This is a genomic window from Streptomyces apricus (genome assembly GCF_008369065.1).
In the GTDB taxonomy this organism is placed as follows: Bacteria; Actinomycetota; Actinomycetes; order Streptomycetales; family Streptomycetaceae; genus Streptomyces; species Streptomyces apricus.
The window spans coordinates 34,662-54,601 of the sequence record NZ_VDFC01000040.1; the positions used below are offsets into that span (position 1 = coordinate 34,662).

Sequence of the window (19,940 nt, forward strand, 5' to 3'; positions counted from 1 at the left end):
CTCCCCGCGCCTGCGCACGCTCGGCCGGGCCGTCCCCGTCGCCCCCGCCCTCGTCCTCCTGCTCCTCTTCCTGGCCGGGCCGATCGCGTACTGCGCCTACATCGCGTTCACCGATCTGCAGCTCACCGGTCAGGCCGAGTCGTCCTTCACCGGCTTCGACAACTTCCGCACCGCCTTCCAGGACGACGCGTTCCTCAACGCGGTGTGGCTGACGCTCGTGTTCACGGTGCTCAGCTCGATCGTCGGGCAGAACACCCTGGGGCTGGCCCTGGCCTCGCTGATGCAGCGCGCCTCGAAGCCGGTGCGCACGCTCACCGGCGGGATCGTCGTCACCGCGTGGGTGCTCCCGGAGGTGGTGGCCGGCTTCCTGCTGTACGCCTTCTTCCGCCGCGAGGGCACCCTGAACGCGATCCTCGACCAGCTCCACCTCCCCTCCCAGAACTGGCTGTTCACGCTGCCGATCCTGGCGGTGTCGTTCGCGAACGTGTGGCGCGGGACGGCCTTCTCGATGCTGGTCTACTCGGCCGCCCTGAACGAGATCCCCAAGGAGATCACCGAGGCCGCGGAGGTCGACGGGGCGGGCGGCTGGCGCCGGATGTGGCACATCACGCTGCCGATGATCCGCCGCTCCATCGGCACGAACCTGATGCTCAACACCCTGCAGACGCTCTCGGTGTTCGGCCTCATCTGGGTGATGACGCGGGGCGGGCCGGGAAACCGCAGCCAGACCCTGCCGCTGTTCATGTACGAGCAGGCCTTCCAGAAGAGCATGATCGGCTACGGGACCGCCGTCGCCCTGCTGCTGCTGGTGGTCGGCTCCCTCTTCTCCCTGGTCTACATGCGCCTGCTGCGGACGGAGGTCTGAGATGGCCGCGCACACGACGCTGCACACCCGCCGCGCCGCCCGCCGCTACGCCGCCGACGCGGGCCTCCTGCTCGTCGCGGCGAGTTTCGTCCTGCCGCTGGCCTGGGTGGTGCTGTCCTCCCTGGATCCGCGCGCCGGGCTGAAGGTGCGGGTGCCCGACGGGGTCACGCTCGACAACTTCGACGCGGTCCTGAAGCCGGACATCACCTTCACGCCGCTGCTCAACAGCCTGGTCCTGTGCGGCAGCGCGACCCTGCTGACGGTGGTGTGCGCGGCGCTGGCCGCGTACCCCCTCTCCCGCTTCCGGTCCCGCCTCAACCGTCCCTTCCTGCTCACGATCCTCTTCGCGACGAGCCTGCCGATCACGGCGATCATGGTCCCGGTGTACGCGCTGTTCGTGCAGGTGGACCTGATCGACACCATGCAGGGCACGATCTTCTTCTTCACCGCCTCGCAACTCCCGTTCGCCATCTGGCTGATGAAGAACTTCATGGACGGCGTGCCGAAGGAGCTGGAGGAGGCGGCCTGGACGGACGGCGCCTCGTCGTTCCAGTCGCTGCTGCGGATCGTGCTGCCGCTGATGGGTCCGGGCATCGCGGTGGTGACCGTCTTCTCGTTCGTGGCGATGTGGGGGAACTTCTTCGTCCCCTTCATGCTGCTGCTCTCACCGGACCAGATGCCGGCGTCGGTGAGCATCAACGACTTCTTCGGCAACCGCGGGACGGTGGTCTACGGGCAGCTCGCCGCGTTCTCGATCATCTACTCGACGCCGGTGATCCTGCTGTACGTGCTGGTGGCGCGGAAGCTGGGCGGCGGCTTCGCCCTGGGCGGGGCGGTCAAGGGCTGACCGCCCGGACCGGGCAGGGTGGATCATGGGCCGTGGCAGGCAGTGGCCGCACACCGGACCGAAGGAGCGGATGAACCGTGAAACACATCAGGCTGCGTGACCTGGAGGTCTCCCGGATCGGGCTGGGCGCGATGGGCATGTCCCACGGTTACACCGGCGCCGGGACCGACGAGGCGGAGTCCGTCCGTACCGTCCACCGTGCGCTGGAACTGGGTGTCACCTTCATCGACACCGCCGAGGTCTACGGCCCCTACACCAACGAGGAACTCGTCGGCCGCGCCCTGAAGGGCCGCCGGGACCAGGTCGTGCTCGCCACCAAGTTCGGGCTCATCTCCCACTCCGGCCGCGAGGGAGGCACCGACAGCAGCCCGGCGAACGTCCGCACCGCGGTCGAGGGCTCCCTGCGGCGGCTGGACACCGACCGCATCGACCTCTACTACCAGCATCGCGTCGACCCCGGCACCCCGATCGAGGAGACCGTCGGGGCCCTCGCCGAGCTGGTCCAGGAGGGCAAGATCCGGTACATCGGCCTCTCCGAGGCGGGGCCGGACACCGTCCGCCGCGCCCACGCCGTCCATCCGGTCACCGCGGTCCAGTCCGAGTACTCGCTGTTCACGCGCGACCCCGAGGCCCGGGTCCTGCCGGTGCTGCGCGAACTGGGCATCGGCTTCGTGCCCTTCTCGCCCCTCGGACGCGGTTTCCTGACCGGCACGATCCGCTCCACCGACCAGTTCGACCCCACCGACTTCCGCGCCGACAACCCCCGGTTCACGGAGGAGAACTTCCGGCACAACCTCCGTCTGGCCGACGAGGTGGCGGCCGTCGCCGCGCAGGTCGGGGCGACCCCGGCCCAGGTCGCCCTCGCCTGGCTGCTGGCCCGGGGCGACGACATCGCCCCCATCCCCGGCACCAAGCGCGTGGCCCGGGTGGAGGAGAACAGCGCCGCCGACGCCGTCCGCCTCTCCGACGAGCAGCTCGCCCGTCTCACCGGTCTTCCGCCGGCCGCCGGGGACACCCACAACGAGTCCGGCATGCGCATGATGGAACGCTGAGCCCGGCGTCCCACGGGCACCGGCTGGTTCGCGCCGCGCGCTTCCCGGGCCCCGCGCGCGCCGCCGTGCGCATCCGCGGGCGCGGGAAGGGACGGGACCCGACGCCCCGTCAGATGCCGCCCCTGACGGAGCGTCGGCTTCCGCCGCCGGTGGGAGCCGACGCATATGCCCGTCAACGCTGCTCATGGCGCTTGCCGGGCCCCCCGGCCCCGTACACCCGCCCTGTCCGCGCCCGGCGGCCCGGATGCGTCGGTGGGTACGCGGATTCGGTGGACGGCTGTCTGAAATAGTAGGTTCGCACAATCTGTGATCCTGGCCGAACAGAACGTAGTCACCGCAGCCCCACGCCCCTAAGTTGGGCCCGTGCACCAAGAGCCGGCCCATCGGCCCACCCCGCCCTTCGACGCCCCGGCCGCCCGGAAACTGCGCCTCGCGCTCGGCATGGGGCCCGAGCACGTCGCGTACGGGATGCGGACCTCGTTCGGACTGCCCCACGTGACCCCCGACCTCGTCCTGACCTGGGAGCGGGGCCTGGCCTCGCCGGGCCACGGCGAACTCGTCGCGCTCGCCGGTGTGCTGTGGTGCTCGGTCAGCGAACTGATCGGCGCGCCGCGGACCCTGCGCGAGCACCGCATCGCCCGCGGTCTCGCCGCCGAGGACGTGGCACGCGCCGTGGGACTGCAGCTCCTCGCCTACATCCGCATGGAGGAGGCCGACGAATGGCGCGGCAGCGAGCGGCAGTCGGCGGCCCTCGCCGAGGTGCTCGAACTGTCGCTGGCCGACCACGTCACGGTCACCGGGCGCGAGCCGAAGCTGGCGCAGATGCTGCGCGGCGCGGTGACGACGCGCTGGCAGGCGTACGTCCGCCCGGTGGGCAAGCTGCTGCCGATGGAGCGCCGGGTGGTCGGGCACGCGCTGCGGGCGCTGCACACCGAGTACCAGGGGCGGATGGTGAAGACGCTGAGCTGGGCCGGCGGCGCGGTCACCCTGGACGCCGACGCGGGCCACGACTTCCTGGACCGCATCGTCGACCGCTTCTGGACGACGATCCGCCACGACGGCGCCCCCGAGGCCCGTACCCGCCCCGACGGCGGCTGACGTCCGGTCCGCCGGGGGCCGTTCCCGGACCGCCCCGGGGCGGGTGCCCGCCCCGGGAGCCCGCGGAGTCGGCTAGAAGACCGACTCCGCCTCGTCCATCCGGTCCTTCGGGACCGTCTTCAGTTCCGTGACCGCCTCGGCCAGCGGGACCATCACGACGTCCGTGCCGCGCAGCGCCGTCATCCGGCCGAACTCGCCCCGGTGCGCGGCCTCCACCGCGTGCCAGCCGAAGCGCGTCGCGAGCACCCGGTCGTACGCGGTCGGCGTCCCGCCGCGCTGGATGTGACCGAGGATGACCGGCTTGGCCTCCTTGCCGAGCCGCCGCTCCAGCTCGTACGCCAGAGCCGTCCCGATGCCCTGGAAGCGCTCGTGGCCGAACTGGTCGATGTCGCCGTGGCCGTAGTCCATGGTGCCCTCGACGGGGTGCGCGCCCTCGGCCACGCACACGACCGCGAACTTCTTGCCGCGCGAGAACCGCTCCTCGACCATCTTGATCAGGTCGGACGGGTCGAACGGCCGCTCCGGCAGGCAGATGCCGTGGGCGCCGGCCGCCATGCCGGACTCCAGCGCGATCCAGCCGGCGTGCCGGCCCATGACCTCGACGACCATCACCCGCTGGTGGGACTCGGCGGTCGTCTTCAGGCGGTCCATGGCCTCGGTGGCGACCCCGACGGCGGTGTCGAAGCCGAAGGTGCGGTCCGTGCCCGAGATGTCGTTGTCGATCGTCTTGGGCACGCCGACCACCGGCAGGCCCGCGTCCGACAGCATCCGGGCCGCCGTCAGCGTGCCCTCGCCGCCGATCGGGATCAGGACGTCGATGCCGAACTCGCGCGCCATGTCCTGCGCGTTCTCGCACGCCTCGCGCAGCCGGTCCCGCTGCAGCCGGGAGGAGCCGAGGATGGTGCCGCCGCGGGCCAGGATGCCGCTGACGGCGTCCAGGTCGAGGGAGCGGTAGCGGCCCTCCAGCAGTCCCGCGTAGCCGTCCTCGAAGCCGATGACCTCGGCCCCGTAGTTGGTGACGGCCCGGTGCACGACCGACCGGATCACGGCGTTCAGCCCCGGACAGTCGCCGCCTGCGGTGAGAACTCCGATGCGCATCGTGCTGTGTCTCCTGCTCGCTGTTCGATACGTACTGTCGGTTTCGATACGTACTGCCGATACGTGCGGGTCGGTACGTGAGAGCCGGTCCAATTGTTTCACGCGCGACAGGGGGCCGCCGTCCGTGCCCCGCGCGCCCCTCCGCGCCCCCGGTCCGACGGGCGCCTTATCCGCGCCCGGAGGTAGTGTCAAGAGGGCTCAGCCGAGGGTACCCGGCTGCTGTCCGACCGACATCGCAGGAAACGGAGAGCACGCGTGACGCGCAGCGTGTACGTGACCGGGATCGACCGGGGTGACGGCCGCCAGGTCATCGAGCTGGGAGTCATGGAGCTCCTGACCCGCCAGGTGGACCGGGTGGGGGTGTTCCGGCCGCTGGTCCACGACGGGCCCGACCGGCTCTTCGAGCTGTTGCGGTCCCGCTACCGCCTCGCGCAGGACCCGGCGACGGTCTACGGCATGGACTACCACGAGGCGTCCGCCCTCCAGGCCGAGCGGGGCACCGACGAACTGGTGTCGCAGCTCGTCGACCGCTTCCTGCGGGTGGCCCGGGAGTACGACGTCGTCCTCGTGCTCGGCACCGACTACGCCGACACCCAGTTCCCGGACGAGCTCGCGCTCAACGCCCGCCTGGCCAACGAGTTCGGCGCGTCCGTGATCCCGGTCGTCGGCGGCCGCGGGCAGACCGCCGAGTCGGTGCTCGCGGAGACCCGCAACGCCTTCCGCGCCTACGACGGCCTGGGCTGCGACGTCCTGGCGATGGTGGTCAACCGGGTCGCCCCCGCCGACCGCGCGGAGATCCACGGGCTGCTCGACGACCGGCTGCCCGTGCCGTGCCACGTGCTGCCGGACGAGCCCGCGCTCTCCGCGCCGACGGTCGCCCAGATCACCCACGCCCTCGGCGGCAAGGTGCTGCTCGGCGACGACGCGGGGCTCGCCCGCGACGCGATGGACTTCGTCTTCGGCGGCGCGATGCTGCCGAACTTCCTGGGCGCGCTGACCCCCGGCTGCATGGTCGTGACGCCCGGCGACCGCGCCGACCTGGTGGTGGGCGCCCTCGCCGCGCACAGCGCCGGCACCCCGCCCATCGCGGGGGTGCTGCTCACGCTGGACGAGCGCCCCAGCGACCTCGTCCTCACCCTGGCCGCCCGCCTCGCCCCCGGCACGCCGGTGGTCGCGGTGGAGACCGGCTCCTTCCTCACGGCGTCCGAGCTGTTCGCCATGGAGGGCAAGCTGAACGCGGCCACGCCCCGCAAGGCGGAGACGGCCCTCGGCCTCTTCGAGCGGTACGTGGACACCGCCGACCTGCTCAAGCGCGTCTCGGCGCCCAGCAGCGGACGCGTCACGCCGATGATGTTCGAGCACACGCTGCTGGAGCGGGCCCGCTCCGACAAGCGGCGCATCGTGCTGCCGGAGGGCACCGAGGCGCGTATCCTGCACGCCGCCGAGGTGCTGCTGCGCCGCGGCGTCTGCGACCTCACCCTGCTGGGCCCCGTCGACCAGATCCGCAAGGGGGCGGCCGACCTCGGCATCGACCTGGGCGCGGCGCAGCTGATCGACCCGCAGACCTCGGAGCTGCGCGACCGGTTCGCCGAGCGGTACGCGGCGCTGCGGGCGCACCGGGGCGTGTCGGTCGAGCTGGCGTACGACGTCGTCTCGGACGTGAACTACTTCGGCACGCTGATGGTCCAGGATGGTCTGGCGGACGGCATGGTGTCGGGTTCGGTGCACTCGACCGCGGCGACCATCCGGCCGGCCTTCGAGATCATCAAGACCAAGCCGGAGGCGTCCATCGTCTCCTCGGTGTTCTTCATGTGCCTCGCCGACAAGGTCCTCGTGTACGGGGACTGCGCGGTCAACCCGGACCCGGACGCGGAGCAGCTGGCGGACATCGCCGTCCAGTCGGCGGGCACCGCCGCGCAGTTCGGGGTGGAGCCGCGGATCGCGATGCTCTCGTACTCGACCGGCACGTCCGGTTCGGGCGCGGACGTCGACAAGGTGCGCACGGCCACCGAGCTGGTCCGCGCCCGGCGCGGCGACCTGCGGATCGAGGGGCCGATCCAGTACGACGCGGCCGTCGAGCCGTCCGTCGCGGCGACCAAGCTGCCGGGCTCGGAGGTCGCCGGGCAGGCGTCCGTGCTGATCTTCCCGGACCTCAACACCGGCAACAACACCTACAAGGCCGTGCAGCGCTCGGCCGGCGCGATCGCCGTCGGGCCGGTGCTGCAGGGCCTGCGCAAGCCGGTCAACGACCTGTCCCGCGGCGCGCTCGTCGGGGACATCGTGAACACGGTCGCCATCACCGCGATCCAGGCCCAGGCCGGGCCCGCGGCACAGGCCGGCACCGCGACCCACGAACCGTCCGCGACCGGTGCCCCGGCTCCGGACCCGTCCCTGACCCCGTCCCCGTCCTCGACCCCGAAGGCCTCCGCCCAGTGACCGCCACCCGCGTCCTCGTCCTCAACTCCGGTTCCTCGTCGGTGAAGTACCAGCTGCTCGACATGGGCGACGGCAGCCGGCTGGCCGCGGGCCTCGTCGAGCGCATCGGCGAGCGGACCTCCCGGCTCAAGCACTCCCCGCTGGCCGCGGGCGGCGACGAGCGCGAGACGACCGGGCCGATCGCCGACCACGAGGCCGCGCTGAAGGCCGTCGCGCAGGAGCTGGCCGAGGACGGGCTCGGCCTGGACTCCCCCGAGCTGGCCGCGATCGGCCACCGGGTCGTGCACGGCGGCAAGCGGTTCACCCGGCCCACCGTCGTCGACGACGCGGTCCTGGCCGAGATCGAGCGCCTCATCCCGGTGGCGCCGCTGCACAACCCCGCCAACCTCACCGGCATCCGTACCGCGCAGGAGCTGCGCCCGGACCTCCCCCAGGTCGCCGTCTTCGACACCGCGTTCCACACGACGATGCCGGAGGCCGCGGCCCGCTACGCGATCGACGTGGAGACCGCGGACAAGCACCGCGTGCGCCGGTACGGCTTCCACGGCACCTCGCACGCGTACGTGTCCCGGGAGGCCGCGCGCCTGCTCGGCCGGGACCCCGGGGACGTGAACCTCATCGTGCTGCACCTGGGCAACGGCGCCTCGGCGTCGGCGGTCGAGGGCGGCCGGTGCGTGGACACCTCCATGGGCCTCACCCCGCTGGAGGGGCTCGTGATGGGGACGCGTTCGGGAGATGTCGATCCCGCGGTCATCTTCCATCTGGCGCGTGTCGGTGGAATGTCCACGGACGAGATCGACACTCTGCTCAACAAGAGGAGCGGGCTGGTCGGCCTGTGCGGTGACAACGACATGCGGGAGATCCGCCGGCGCATCGACGAGGGCGGCGAGGACGCCGCGCGGGCGCGGCTCGCCTTCGACATCTACATACACCGGCTGCGGAAATACATCGGCGCGTACTACGCGGTGCTGGGCCGGGTCGACGCGGTCGTCTTCACCGCCGGGGTCGGCGAGAACTCCGCCCCCGTGCGCGAGGCGGCGGTCGCGGGCCTGGAGGGCCTGGGACTGGCCGTCGACGACGGGCTGAACGCCGCGCGGTCCGGCGGGCCGCGGCTGATCTCGCCGCCGGACGCGCGGGTGGCGGTGGCCGTCGTGCCGACCGACGAGGAACTGGAGATCGCGAACCAGACCTACGCGCTGGTGCGGGACGGCGGCGCCTGAGAGGACGCGGCCGGCCGCCGAGACGAACGAGCGGAAAAGCGGAGGAAAAGCGGGAAAGTCAGGAAGCGCGGGAAACACGGAAAAGACCGGCCGGGAAATGGCTCGTCGGATTCACGCCTGAGCGCACACCCGCCCATTTGTACCTTCCGCCAGACGGAATATTCCGAAGCGAAACAAACCGATAGGATCGCCCCCATGCGCCGTTCCAAAATCGTCTGCACACTGGGCCCAGCCGTCGACTCCCACGAACAGCTCGTCTCGCTCATCGAGGCCGGCATGAACGTGGCCCGTTTCAACTTCAGCCACGGCTCCCACTCCGAGCACCAGGGCCGGTACGACCGGGTCCGGGCCGCCGCCCAGGAGACGGGGCGCGCCATCGGCGTCCTCGCCGACCTCCAGGGTCCCAAGATCCGGCTGGAGACCTTCGCCGAGGGTCCCGTGGAGCTGGAGCGCGGTGACGAGTTCACCATCACGACCGAGGACGTCCCGGGCGACAAGTCGATCTGCGGCACCACCTACAAGGGCCTGCCGAACGACGTCTCCAAGGGCGACCAGATCCTGATCAACGACGGCAACGTCGAGCTGCGGGTCGTCGAGGTCGACGGCTCGAACGTGAAGACGATCGTCATCGAGGGCGGCGTCATCTCGGACCACAAGGGCATCAACCTGCCCGGTGCGGCCGTGAACGTCCCGGCGCTGTCCGAGAAGGACGTCGACGACCTGCGCTTCGCCCTGCGGATGGGCTGCGACCTGGTCGCGCTCTCCTTCGTGCGCGACGCCCACGACGTGAACGACGTGCACAAGATCATGGACGAGGAGGGCCGCCGGGTCCCCGTCATCGCCAAGGTGGAGAAGCCCCAGGCGGTGGAGAACATGGAGGCCGTCGTGGCGGCCTTCGACGGCGTCATGGTGGCCCGCGGCGACCTGGCCGTCGAGTACCCCCTGGAGCGGGTCCCGATGGTGCAGAAGCGCCTGGTGGAGCTCTGCCGGCGCAACGCCAAGCCGGTGATCGTCGCGACCCAGATGATGGAGTCGATGATCACCAACTCCCGCCCGACGCGCGCCGAGGCCTCCGACGTGGCCAACGCGATCCTGGACGGGGCGGACGCGGTCATGCTGTCGGCCGAGTCCAGCGTCGGCGCGTACCCGATCGAGACCGTCAAGACGATGTCGAAGATCGTCGTCGCGGCCGAGCAGGAGCTGCTCTCCAAGGGCCTGCAGCCGCTCGTGCCGGGCAAGAAGCCGCGTACGCAGGGTGGCTCGGTGGCCCGTGCCGCGTGCGAGATCGCGGACTTCCTCGGCGGCCGGGGCCTGGTGGCCTTCACGGACTCGGGCGACACCGCGCGCCGGCTCTCCCGCTACCGCGCGGCGCAGCCGATCGTGGCCTTCACCACGCAGGAGGGCACCCGCAACCAGCTCGCGCTGAGCTGGGGCGTCGAGTCCTACGTCGTGCCGTTCGTGAACAGCACCGACGAGATGGTCGAGCTGGTCGACAGCGAGCTGCGCAAGCTCAACCGCTTCAGCGAGGGCGACATCGTCGTGATGACCGCCGGTTCGCCCCCCGGCGTCCCCGGCACCACGAACATGGTCCGCGTGCACCACCTGGGCAGCTGACCCGCCCCGCTCCGGCACCCGTACGCACCACCGAGGGCGCCCCCTGGATCACAGGGGGCGCCCTCGGTGCGTACGGGTGCGGGTGCCGGGTCCGCCGGTCCCGCCGGGGTCAGCCGAGCGGGGTGTTGTACTGGCGCATCCCGGGGATGGTCAGGTCTCCGCCGAACTGGGCCGCCTGGACGACCTTCACCTTCGTGAAGTAGATCAGCGGGATGTTCAGCGGCGGCGGGTGCTCCGGGTCGAACGTGATCGGGATCAGCCCGAGCAGGTTGCCCGAGATGCTCTCCGTGTACATGACCGTCTTGCCGTTCTTGATGGTGGACGTCGTGCCACTGCCACCCTGGACGTGGTAGCGCACCCCGGCGTCCTTGTCGTCGACGATCTGGTGCAGGTCGCCGATGTCGGTGCCGCCGGAGATCACGTACTTGAGGACCTCCTTGACCGAGCCGTTGGCGGTCTTCACCTTGACGATGCCCTTGTAGTCGGCCCCCTTGAGCGTCAGGGAGCTGGCTTCCAGCATCCACGGGTCGTCGGCCAGGGCGGGTATGCCCGTCTCGACGCCGCCCTCCTCGTCCGTGGCGGCCGGACAGTCGTCCGGGTCCGTGGTGGAGCTCGCGGAGGGACTGGGCGTCGGGGTCGGGGTCGGCGAGGCGGTGGCCTCGTCGGCCGCGTCCTCCGCCTTCTCCGTGGCGTCCGCGGCCGGTTCGGTCGCGTCCTTCGCCGGGTCCCCGGCGTCCCCGGTCCCGTCGGCCGGGTCGTCCTTCGGCTTGCCGGCCGCCTCGGAGGCGCTCTTCGTCGCCGAGGGGCTCGGCGTGGCGGAGGGCTGCGCGGTGGGGGTCGCGGTCTCCCTCCCGCCGGGCGTGAGGATGTCCTCCAGCGCGTCGCCGATGCCCTCCAGGATGTTGCCGCCGCCCTGGGAGGGCGTGGGCGCCGGGGTGGACGCGCCGCCGGAGCCGGCCGGGGTGCTCGTGGAGGCGGACGGGGCGGGCGCGGGCTTGTCCTCGGAACCTGAATCCGAGGAAGAGCCACCGCCCGTCGAGCCGCCGCCCGCGGAGTCGCCGCCGGACGGGTCCTGATCGTCGTCGTCGCCGGCCGGAGCGCTCGCCGAGGCGGAGGGCGACGGGGTCGCCGACGCCTCGGCGTCCTTGTCCTCGTCCTTGCCCTCGTCGTCCTTGCCGGCGTCCTTCTCGCTGTCGTCCAGCGCCTCGACGCAGTCCTTGTACTCGTCGATCGTGAGGTTCTTCGCCGACGGCTTGTCGTCGGCCTGGGCGAGGGTCGGTGTGAACCCCATGCCCATGAGGATGGCGGTCGGCATCGACGCTATGGCTATCGCCTTGCCCGCGGGCACGTGCAGCCTGGTGAGGAGCGGCTTCCTGGGGGCTGCGTGCCGCGGCCCGGTTCTCGCACGGGCCTCGCCCGCGGAGTCCGCGTGGTGGACCTCGTCAGCCGGCACTGTGCCTCCCGTTCGCCCCGTTGGTCGGGCTCGTTCCTGACAGATCGTTCGGCTCGATCGCGCCGTCGGCCGGCGGTACGGCCTGCGGAGCGCCTCCCTCGTCCGTACGGTCCGTCCCGGCCGCGCGGGCGTCCGGTTCCTCGCCCGGCACCCAGGCGACCGCCATCCCGCCGCCGATCAGGGCCAGCAGGAAACCGATCAGGAAGCCGCCGAGGTTCGACACGGGGATGGAGACCAGGCCGAGCAGGATCGCCGCGACACCGGCGAAGACCCGCACGTGCTTCTGGTACCAGAGGCTGATTCCGAGTACGCCGAGGAGCACGCCGATGATGAGCGAACCGGCACCCGCGGTGGTCGCCATGGCCAGCGTGAGATGCCCGATCTGGAGATTCGCGTACGGGAAGTACGCGATCGGGAATCCCGCGAGCAGGATGAACAGGCCGGCCCAGAACGGACGGCCGCCCCGCCAGGCACGGAACCGCAGCCGCCAGTAGGTGAATTGACCGCGCGCGGCAGGAATCCCTGCAGGAGTCTCGGCGCTCATGGAAAACAGCTCCCTGGAACGGCGTTGCTGTGAGAGGTTCACGTACTACGAGTAGGGGGACGGGCGGGCGAGGCAGCGTCCGCTCCCTCGCCCGCCCGGAGAGTGCTTAGTAGCACTCCTTGACACCCTTGGACAGCGACATCTTCAGGCCGCTGAGCTTGAAGGTGCCCGCCGTGGTCGCCCACGCGGTCTGCTTCACGTCGGTCAGCACGGCCTTCTCGGCCTGCTGCGCGAAGCCGTAGGGGTTCGCCTGGTCACCCTTGGCGATCCCCGGGCCCTTGCTGGCGTCCTTCGCCGCGACACCGATGTCGATGTTGGTGAAGGTCGCGTTGGCCGAAAGGTCCTCGACATCGATGTAGAGGTTCTCGGCCTGAACGGGCGTGCTGCCGCCGCCCGCCTTCAGGTTCAGGCTGACGGACCCGAGCAGCGGGATGTCCGGGGTGACCACGGACTGGCACATGTTCGTGATCGACGCGGACTTGAACGCCGACACCGCGACCGGGTGCGCCGCCTTCTCGCCCTTGAGCGTGTACCCCTGGTCGATGGCTCCGTACTGCGAGAAGCCGGTACCGACCAGCTGGTCAGCCGTCACCTTGAACGACTGGCCCGACACGCTGAACGACGCGGCGAGAGCGCCTTGCGCAAGGGCGATGCCTATGCACGCCGTGGCGGCCACGCTGGGCACCATGACCACAGCGAACCGCTTCCATCTCGTCCCGCCACGCACCTGGGACTCCATATTTCCTCCTTCTCGGACGTACATCTCCGGCCCTGGCTGCCTCCAGACGGCGGCTCAGCCGGGCAGGGATGGGAGAAGTGCTACGTCCTCGGGAAGGAGAGCGCCCCGAACCGGAGGCGCGCAACGCACCCGGATCACCGGCGATCACCCCCGAGCGACAACCACTGGTCGCGCCTGAACACTTCACGCACAACCTGCCGGACAGGCTCCGCCATGTGGCGAAGACCCCCCTGCCCAAGGGCCGGCGCCACTGCCGCCGTCCCTGCTCGGTGGGGACCCAAGACATTCCGCTGACCCGAGTGGCTGTCGGGGGAAGGGAAATGGACCGAGCGTCGCCGATCGTGGTGCATTCTCGCCGCCCGCACAAGGGGGTTCGTTACTGGCTAGTAACGGCGGGATAACCGAACAACGACCCGCCGGTGTCCACCGACAACTGAGGGTGGCCTCGAACGAGGGACCAAAGTGGTGGAATACCGGACGAATTTCGACAGACCCACGTCACCGACTTACTGCCAGTAACAGCGGCCGCGATTGCCAAGTTTTGGCAAAGCGCGGCCGCAATGTGTCGCTGTCGGCGAAATCCTTCACCCGGGCACCACGTACCCCGGCGTTTAGCGACTGGTCAGAACAACGCGCGCGCCAGCGCCCTGCGGGCGGCCGTCACCCGCGGGTCGTCGGAGCCGACCACCTCGAACAGCTCAAGCAGCCGTACGCGGGCCGCCTCCCGGTCGTCACCCGCCGTGCGCGCCACGGTCTCGACGAGCCGTCCCAGCGCGTCCTCCACATGGCCGCCCACCAGGTCCAGGTCGGCGGCGGCGATCTGCGCGCCCACGTCGGCGGGCTTGTCCGCCGCGTCCTTGCGCACCTGCTGCGGGTCGACGCCCTGCACCCGCTGCAGGAGCTCGGCCTGCGCCAGGCCCAGCTTCGCCTCGGTGTTGCCCGGGTCGTCGCTCAGCACGTTCCGGTACGCCTGCACGGCGCCGCCGAGGTCGCCCGCGTCCAGGGCCTGCACCGCGGCTTCGAGGAGCGCGTCGTAGGGGCCGGCCGGCACCGTGGGGGCCGTCGCCTCGCCGTCCGCCGGACCGGCGGCGTCCTGGTCGACGACCAGGCCCGTGAGCCCGAAGCGCTCCTCGGCGACCTGGACGAGCTGGTCCAGGGTGCCCCGGATCTGCGCCTCGGGGGCGGCGCCCTGGAAGAGCGGCAGGGCCTGGCCGGCCACCACCGCGAAGACCGCCGGGATCCCCTGGATCCCGAACTGCTGCATCAGCATCTGATTCGCGTCGACGTCGATCTTGGCGAGGACGAACCGGCCGTTGTACTCGACGGTGAGCCGCTCCAGCAGCGGGCTGAGCTGCTTGCAGGGCTCGCACCACTCGGCCCAGAAGTCGATGACGACCGGCACCTCGGTGGAGCGCTGCAGGACGTCCCGCTCGAATCCCGCCTCGTCGACGTCGATGACGAGGCTGGAGGGGGACACCGCGGGAACGGACCCGCCGCCCTGCCGCGCCGCTTCGGCGCGCGCCTGCTCCGCCTTCGCCTTGGCCTCTTGGGCCGCCTTCACCGCGGCGAGGTCGACGACTCCGCTCATGGACATGTTCCGTGGCTGCATGCGTCCATCCTCCCCCCTCCGCGCGTCTGCGTGAAAAGCGTTCCGAAACCAGGCCTGATCCGTGTTCCCCGTACCGGGTCCCCACCCGGCGACGCGTGGCTGTCGCTTTCGCTACGAGCCGTAGCGTAACTGTCGGGCGCGGGCCGGGGGAAGGCCGTCCCGGTGATCTCCCTCACCTGTCCGCACGATCCCCATCCGCGGAACGTCCGGATATGGTCGCCCGCATGCAGAGTCGCACCTCAGCCTCCCGTACGGGGCGCCCGCGCAGCGCCGAGGCCGACGCGGCGATCCTGGTGGCGACGCGGGCGGCTCTGGTCGAACTGGGCTGGTCCGGACTGACCCTGGGGAACGTGGCGACGCGGGCCGGGGTCGCCAAGACGACCCTCTACCGGCGCTGGGCGGGCAAGAACGAACTGGTGGTCGACGCGGTGGCGGCCCTCTTCGACGAACTGGAACTACCCGACCGGGGGACGCTCGCGGCGGACATCGAGGGGGTCGTGCTGCAGTTCGCGGCGATCCTGGCGCGACCGGAGGCGCAGAGCGGGCTGATGGCGGTGCTCGCGGAGTCGACGCGGGACGCCGCCCTGCGCGAGCGCATCCGGACCTCGGTCGTGGACCGGCAGAAGCGGCTGGTCCTGGAGGGGCGGGCCCGCGCGCAGGTCCGCGGCGAGCTGCCGCCGGAGACGGACCCGTCGACGGCCGCCCGCACGGTGGACCTGATCTTCGACATGGTGGCGGGGGCGGTGGTGCACCGCACCCTGGTCAGCGCGGAACCGGTGGACCAGCCGTGGGTCCAGTCCTTCACCCGGGTCCTGCTGCTGGGCCTGGCGGGCGCGGCGGCCCCGTCCTAGGGGACGCGGCGCAACAGAGGGGGGGCCGGGGCGGGGGGACCCGATCAGGCCTTGGCGACCGCGCTCGGGTCGTCCGTCACCATCGGTTCCAGCTCGCGGCTGACCCTGCGCTCCACGAAGAAGGCGGCGGTCGGCACCGTCCCCGCCAGCAGCACCCACAGCAGCTTCGGCACCGGCCACTTCGCCTTGGAGCCCAGGTCGAAGGCGAAGACCAGGTAGACGACGTACAGCCAGCCGTGCGCGACGCTGACGACCCGCGTGAAGTCCGCGGCACCGTCCAGGTCGAGCACGTACTTGCCGATCATGCCGAGGACCAGCAGGACCAGCAGGACACCGGTGACGTAGGCCATGACGCGGTAGCGGGTCAGCACGCTCTTCTTCATGGCTACGAGCGTAGCCACCGGTCCGCCGCGATCTTCGCGCGCCCCCGGCACCGGCGGCCCGGCGTCCTACTCCTCGTCGAAGTCGCGCGCCGCCACCCGCAGCGGGCGCAGCATCGCGAAGATCTCCTCGCACTCCTCGGCGTCGTACACCCCGAGCCCGAAGTCCATCGCCATCAGCTCACGGGTCGCCGCGTCGCAGACCTCGCGGCCCTTCTCCGTGATCGAGGCGAGCGTGCCGCGCCCGTCGTTCGGGTTGGGCCGCCGCTCGACGAGCCCCGACCGCACCAGCCGGTCCACGGTGTTCGTCACGGACGTCGGGTGCACCATCAGCCGCTCGCCGATCTTGGACATCGGCAGCTCGCCGGCCTTGGAGAAGGTGAGCAGCACCAGGGCCTCGTACCGGGCGAACGTCAGCCCGTACGGCTTGACGACCGCGTCGACCTCGGCGAGGAGGATCTGGTGCGCGCGCATGATCGAGGTGATCGCGCCCATGGACGGCACGGATCCCCAGCGCTGTTTCCAGAGCTCGTCGGCTCGGGCGATGGGATCGAAGGCAAGGCTGAGCGGCTTCGGCACGGCAAAGACCCTACCGGCCGGTCATATCGTGGTCAGCCCCGTCTCGCGTTTCGGTACGCAGCCGTCCTCGGGTCTCATGCCGCCCCGCTGCCCCCGGTGCGCCGCACCTCCGCCACCAGCAGCAGGCAGCACAGCGTGCCGAGCACGGCGACCCCGCCCACGACCGTGCCGACCGGCCAGAACTCGGCGGCCGCCCCCGCCAGCGCCATCCCCACGCCCTGGATCGTCATCAGCCCCGCCGTGTGCACGGTCATGGCCCGCCCCCGCAGTTCCTGCGGCACGGCGTCCACGAACCACCGGTCGAGCCCCAGCGTGTACGCCCCGGCCGCCCCGGCGAGCACCAGCGCGAGCAGGATCCAGCCGAGGTCCGGGCGGAAGGGGTAGGCCAGCAGCGGCAGCAGACCGCAGCCGGCCAGGGGCAGCACGATCCTGGAGCGGGCCGCGGGCGACAGGGCGGCGCCCGCGTACAGCTCCCCGGCGATGGTCCCGACCGGCATCGCGCACATCAGCAGACCGACCCAGACCGTGCCGACGCCGCGTTCGTCCGCGTACGCGGCGGCGATCGCCTCCGGCGCGACGACGAACATCGGCGGCACCCACAGGAGCAGCAGCAGCGCCCGGATCCGCCGGTCGCCCAGTACCTGCCGGGTGCCGGCCAGGGAGTACTTCATCAGCGATCCGCCGCCGTCGCGCGCGGGCCTGCGCCGGGTGCCGAACCGCAGGAGCAGCCCGGAGGCGAGGAAGGTGCAGAGCGTGACGACCAGTGCTCCGCGCGGCGGCACGAAGGTCAGCAGGACGCCGCCCAGGCCGAAGCCCAGCAGCACGGAGCTCTGCGCGACCATCCGCAGCAGGGAGCGGCCGAGCACGAACAGGTCGCCGCTGCCGAGGATGTCGGCCAGGGTGGCCATCCGGGTGCCGCTGAACACGGGCGAGACGGCCGCGACGGCGCAGCGCAGCGCCAGCAGCGCGGCGACGGGCGTGGCGGGCAGCGCCATCAGCGCCGCGCACCCGGCGCACACCAGGTCGCACACGACGAGCACCCGCCGCGCCGGGAAGCGGTCGGCCACGCCGGACAGCAGCGTCCCGCCGACGAGATACGGCAGGAAGCCGAGCGCGAAGACGAGGGCGCTGAGCAGCGGCGACCCCGTCAGGTCGTACACGAGCACGGTCAGGGCGATCTCGCTGACGACGACGCCCAGCAGGGACAGGGCGTGCGCGGCGAAGACGGCGCGGAACTCCTGGACGGCGAAGACGGCGCGGTAGCCGCCCCGCCCCGTGCCGGCCGGCGCCTCGGGCGCCGCCGTCGCGGACGGTGTTTCTTCTGGCATGGACAGAGCGTCACGCGCGGGCGCCCCGCATCCTAGAGTTTCGGCACAGGCCGAATCTTCCGCCCCCGGGAGGCGTGATGCCGTTCCATCTCCTCTTCCGGGAGGACGGCCTCCTCAACTGCCGGTTCGCGGTCTCTCCCCTGTGGGAGACGCACCAGGCGGTCCGCACGCTCAAGCACCCGGAGCGCCAGGGCTACCACTCGGCGTGGCTGCGCCGCATCCGTGGTGCGGCGGCGGCCCTGGACCTGGCTCCCCTGTGGCTGCTGATGCCGCGGCGCGGGAACAGCCCGGACTGCCTGATGCCGCCCCCGATCGGGCCCGCGGCCGCGTTCGAGGAGGAGATGGCGGCGGTGCGCGCCACCCCTGCCGAGGTCGCCCGCGCCGAGATCGCGCGCTCGCTCGCGGACACGCCCGGCGCCACCGGGTCCCCGGCCGGCCGGGCGCTGCTCGACGACCCGGCCCGCGCGGTCCGGGAGCTCGCGGACCTGATGGAAGCGGTCTGGCACGCCCTCGTCGAACCGGTCTGGCCGCGGCTGCGCGCCCTCCTGGAGGCCGACGTCTCCTTCCACTCGCGCCGTCTAGCCGAGGTGGGCCTCGCCGGACTGCTGCCGGAGCTGGACCGGCGGGTCGCCTGGTCGGCGGGCGGCCTCACGATCGACTCCCGGGGCGAGTACGTGCGCGAGCTCGGCGGCCGGGGCCTGGTGCTGATGCCCAGCGCCTTCACCTGGCCGGACGTGGTGAGCGGCTTCGACCCGCCCTGGCAGCCGACGCTGGTCTACCCGGCCCGCGGCATCGGCGGCCTGTGGGCCGAGCCGCCGGAGCACACGTCCGGGGCGCTGGTGCGGCTGCTGGGCCGCGGCCGGGCCGCCGTGCTGGCCGCGCTGGCGGAACCGGCCACCACCACCGCCCTCGCCCACCGTCTGGACCTGGCGCCCTCGACCGTCTCCGCGCACCTGTCGGCGCTGCGCGACGCGGGCCTGCTCGTCACGCACCGCTACGGACATCAGGTGCGGTACGAGCGGACGCCGCTCGGCATCGCACTGGCCGCGGGCGCGGCCTGACACCCGGGCCCGGGGTGACGGCTGACGGTGTCGCACCTGTGACCGATAGGTGCGTTATGTCACGATGACCGGAAACCGTCACTGACGGTCACCTTCGCCCAAGGGGGCAGGATGTTCCGGCCGACCCGTACCCGTACCTCCGCCGCGCTCGCCGCGTTCGCCGCGCTCGGACTCGCGGCGGGCTGCTCGCCCCCGCCCGGGGCCGGCCCGGCCTCCCTCGCCCGGGAGACCCGCGCCCCGGCGAGCCCGGCCGCCGCCGGGTCCCCGTTCTGGATCGACCCCGCGAGCCCCGCCACCCGGCAGGTCCGGGCCTGGGAGCGGCAGGGGCGCGGGGACGACGCCCGGCTGCTGCGGCGCATCGCCGACCGGCCGGCGGCGCTGTGGCCGGCCGGCGACCACCCCGGGCCGCGGATCAGGGAGGCGACCCGGGCCGCGGCCCGGGCGGGGAGTACGGCCGTGTTCGTGGCGTACGACATCCCGCACCGCGACTGCGGGCAGCACTCGGCGGGCGGGGCGCCGGACGCGAACGCCTACCGGGACTGGGTCGAGCGGTTCGCGCGGGCGCTGGGCGACAGCGACGCGCTGGTGGTGCTGGAGCCGGACGCGGTCGCCCACGTCGTCGACGGCTGCACCCCGGCCGAGTACCACGCGGAGCGCGAGCTGCTGCTCGCCGAGGCGATCGTGCGGCTGAAGCGGCAGCCGCACACCAGGGTGTACCTGGACGCCGGCAACCCGGCGTGGATCGAGGAGCCGGAGAAACTGGTCGGGCCGCTCGGCCGCGCCGGGGTGGCGGACGCGGACGGCTTCGCCCTGAACGTCTCCAACTTCGAGACGGACGACACCATCAAGGAGTACGGGCGCCGGCTGTCCGCGGCCCTCGGCGGCAAGCACTTCGTGATGGACACCAGCCGCAACGGCAACGGCCCGCTGCCCGACGGCGACCGCGCGCAGGCCTGGTGCAACCCGCCGGGCCGGGCGCTGGGCGCGGCGCCGACCACCGACACCGGCGATCCCCTGGTGGACGCGTACCTGTGGATCAAGCGGCCCGGTGAGTCGGACGGCCGGTGCCGGGGCGGCCCGGCGGCCGGGCAGTGGTGGGCGGAGTACGCACTGGGCCTGGCCCGCAACTCCGCGCCCGGGTAGGCCGGGCGGGCGGCTCGCCGCCG

17 protein-coding genes and 1 pseudogene are annotated in these 19,940 nt (G+C 72.0%); 10 read left to right on the plus strand and 8 right to left on the minus strand.

Going from position 1 to position 19,940, the window contains the following annotated elements; all coding sequences use genetic code 11:
* The first annotated feature begins 10 nt into the window (after positions 1-10).
* The 4 genes from FGF04_RS13055 to FGF04_RS13070 all read left to right on the plus strand — a co-directional run bounded on the left by FGF04_RS13055 (position 11) and on the right by FGF04_RS13070 (position 3,862).
* Positions 11-865 (plus strand): carbohydrate ABC transporter permease, encoded by an 855-nt coding sequence (locus tag FGF04_RS13055; protein ID WP_149511476.1) that lies wholly within the window; start codon positions 11-13, stop codon positions 863-865.
* 1 nt (position 866) lies between these two features.
* Complete coding sequence (locus FGF04_RS13060; RefSeq protein ID WP_149511477.1) at positions 867-1,712, plus strand: carbohydrate ABC transporter permease; 846 nt, start codon at positions 867-869, stop codon at positions 1,710-1,712.
* A gap of 77 nt (positions 1,713-1,789) precedes the next feature.
* Complete coding sequence (locus FGF04_RS13065; RefSeq protein WP_149511478.1) at positions 1,790-2,764, plus strand: aldo/keto reductase; 975 nt, start codon at positions 1,790-1,792, stop codon at positions 2,762-2,764.
* A gap of 363 nt (positions 2,765-3,127) precedes the next feature.
* Positions 3,128-3,862: a helix-turn-helix domain-containing protein gene (locus FGF04_RS13070; protein ID WP_149511479.1), complete on the plus strand. Its 735-nt coding sequence runs from the start codon at positions 3,128-3,130 to the stop codon at positions 3,860-3,862.
* Between the two features lie 72 nt (positions 3,863-3,934).
* Here FGF04_RS13070 and FGF04_RS13075 read toward each other — a convergent pair whose 3' ends face one another.
* Complete coding sequence (locus FGF04_RS13075; protein WP_149511480.1) at positions 3,935-4,960, minus strand: ATP-dependent 6-phosphofructokinase; 1,026 nt, start codon at positions 4,958-4,960, stop codon at positions 3,935-3,937.
* A 255-nt stretch (positions 4,961-5,215) separates the two neighbouring features.
* On the opposite strand from FGF04_RS13075, the gene pta reads away from it, so the two are divergent.
* The 3 genes from pta to pyk all read left to right on the plus strand — a co-directional run bounded on the left by pta (position 5,216) and on the right by pyk (position 10,230).
* Positions 5,216-7,396, plus strand: a complete 2,181-nt coding sequence (pta, locus tag FGF04_RS13080) for a phosphate acetyltransferase (protein ID WP_149511481.1) — start codon at positions 5,216-5,218, stop codon at positions 7,394-7,396.
* The gene (locus FGF04_RS13085) at positions 7,393-8,616 is read left to right on the plus strand and encodes an acetate kinase (protein ID WP_149511482.1); all 1,224 of its coding nucleotides are present in this window, start codon (positions 7,393-7,395) and stop codon (positions 8,614-8,616) included. The genes pta and FGF04_RS13085 overlap by 4 nt, the downstream gene beginning before the upstream one ends.
* A gap of 195 nt (positions 8,617-8,811) precedes the next feature.
* Positions 8,812-10,230 carry a pyruvate kinase gene (gene pyk / locus FGF04_RS13090; RefSeq protein ID WP_149511483.1) on the plus strand — a complete coding sequence of 473 codons (1,419 nt, stop codon included), beginning with the start codon at positions 8,812-8,814 and terminating at the stop codon, positions 10,228-10,230.
* 109 nt (positions 10,231-10,339) lie between these two features.
* On the opposite strand, the gene FGF04_RS13095 is transcribed toward pyk, so the two are convergent.
* From FGF04_RS13095 to FGF04_RS13110, 4 genes are all read right to left on the minus strand, one after another.
* Complete coding sequence (locus tag FGF04_RS13095; RefSeq protein ID WP_149511484.1) at positions 10,340-11,683, minus strand: hypothetical protein; 1,344 nt, start codon at positions 11,681-11,683, stop codon at positions 10,340-10,342.
* Positions 11,673-12,227, minus strand: coding sequence for a DUF6114 domain-containing protein (locus FGF04_RS13100; RefSeq protein WP_149511485.1), 555 nt, complete (start codon positions 12,225-12,227; stop codon positions 11,673-11,675). Before FGF04_RS13100 ends, FGF04_RS13095 begins: the two co-directional genes overlap by 11 nt.
* Before the next feature lie 106 nt (positions 12,228-12,333).
* A complete protein-coding gene (locus FGF04_RS13105; protein ID WP_149511486.1) occupies positions 12,334-12,966 on the minus strand; it encodes a DUF6230 family protein in 633 nt (210 codons plus the stop codon).
* A gap of 622 nt (positions 12,967-13,588) precedes the next feature.
* The gene (locus tag FGF04_RS13110; RefSeq protein WP_149511487.1) at positions 13,589-14,575 is read right to left on the minus strand and encodes a tetratricopeptide repeat protein; all 987 of its coding nucleotides are present in this window, start codon (positions 14,573-14,575) and stop codon (positions 13,589-13,591) included.
* 224 nt (positions 14,576-14,799) lie between these two features.
* On the opposite strand from FGF04_RS13110, the gene FGF04_RS13115 reads away from it, so the two are divergent.
* Positions 14,800-15,426: a TetR/AcrR family transcriptional regulator gene (locus FGF04_RS13115; protein WP_149511488.1), complete on the plus strand. Its 627-nt coding sequence runs from the start codon at positions 14,800-14,802 to the stop codon at positions 15,424-15,426.
* A gap of 44 nt (positions 15,427-15,470) precedes the next feature.
* Here FGF04_RS13115 and FGF04_RS13120 read toward each other — a convergent pair whose 3' ends face one another.
* From FGF04_RS13120 to FGF04_RS13130, 3 genes and pseudogenes are all read right to left on the minus strand, one after another.
* Entirely contained in the window at positions 15,471-15,809 is a 339-nt protein-coding gene (locus FGF04_RS13120) for a DUF3817 domain-containing protein (protein WP_149511489.1), read from the minus strand.
* Positions 15,810-15,875: 66 nt separating this feature from the next.
* Positions 15,876-16,385, minus strand: a complete 510-nt coding sequence (locus FGF04_RS13125; protein ID WP_149511490.1) for a MarR family winged helix-turn-helix transcriptional regulator — start codon at positions 16,383-16,385, stop codon at positions 15,876-15,878.
* 10 nt (positions 16,386-16,395) lie between these two features.
* A pseudogene (locus tag FGF04_RS13130) lies at positions 16,396-17,713 on the minus strand (MFS transporter).
* A gap of 77 nt (positions 17,714-17,790) precedes the next feature.
* Here FGF04_RS13130 and FGF04_RS13135 point away from each other — a divergent pair.
* Both FGF04_RS13135 and FGF04_RS13140 read left to right on the plus strand, forming a co-directional pair.
* The gene (locus FGF04_RS13135) at positions 17,791-18,774 is read left to right on the plus strand and encodes an ArsR/SmtB family transcription factor (RefSeq protein ID WP_149511492.1); all 984 of its coding nucleotides are present in this window, start codon (positions 17,791-17,793) and stop codon (positions 18,772-18,774) included.
* 111 nt (positions 18,775-18,885) lie between these two features.
* Positions 18,886-19,917, plus strand: a complete 1,032-nt coding sequence (locus FGF04_RS13140) for a glycoside hydrolase family 6 protein (protein WP_149511493.1) — start codon at positions 18,886-18,888, stop codon at positions 19,915-19,917.
* Positions 19,918-19,940 lie beyond the last annotated feature (23 nt).

What these genes read in the sequence shown, in the direction of transcription:
- FGF04_RS13110 (WP_149511487.1), bottom strand. Translation starts at nt 14,575, where the DNA reads ATGCAGCCACGGAACATGTCCATGAGCGGAGTCGTCGACCTCGCCGCG.
- FGF04_RS13075 (WP_149511480.1), bottom strand. Translation starts at nt 4,960, where the DNA reads ATGCGCATCGGAGTTCTCACCGCAGGCGGCGACTGTCCGGGGCTGAAC.
- FGF04_RS13100 (WP_149511485.1), bottom strand. Translation starts at nt 12,227, where the DNA reads ATGAGCGCCGAGACTCCTGCAGGGATTCCTGCCGCGCGCGGTCAATTC.
- FGF04_RS13135 (WP_149511492.1), top strand. Translation starts at nt 17,791, where the DNA reads ATGCCGTTCCATCTCCTCTTCCGGGAGGACGGCCTCCTCAACTGCCGG.
- FGF04_RS13115 (WP_149511488.1), top strand. Translation starts at nt 14,800, where the DNA reads ATGCAGAGTCGCACCTCAGCCTCCCGTACGGGGCGCCCGCGCAGCGCC.
- FGF04_RS13120 (WP_149511489.1), bottom strand. Translation starts at nt 15,809, where the DNA reads ATGAAGAAGAGCGTGCTGACCCGCTACCGCGTCATGGCCTACGTCACC.
- pyk (WP_149511483.1), top strand. Translation starts at nt 8,812, where the DNA reads ATGCGCCGTTCCAAAATCGTCTGCACACTGGGCCCAGCCGTCGACTCC.
- FGF04_RS13060 (WP_149511477.1), top strand. Translation starts at nt 867, where the DNA reads ATGGCCGCGCACACGACGCTGCACACCCGCCGCGCCGCCCGCCGCTAC.
- FGF04_RS13105 (WP_149511486.1), bottom strand. Translation starts at nt 12,966, where the DNA reads ATGGAGTCCCAGGTGCGTGGCGGGACGAGATGGAAGCGGTTCGCTGTG.
- FGF04_RS13140 (WP_149511493.1), top strand. Translation starts at nt 18,886, where the DNA reads ATGTTCCGGCCGACCCGTACCCGTACCTCCGCCGCGCTCGCCGCGTTC.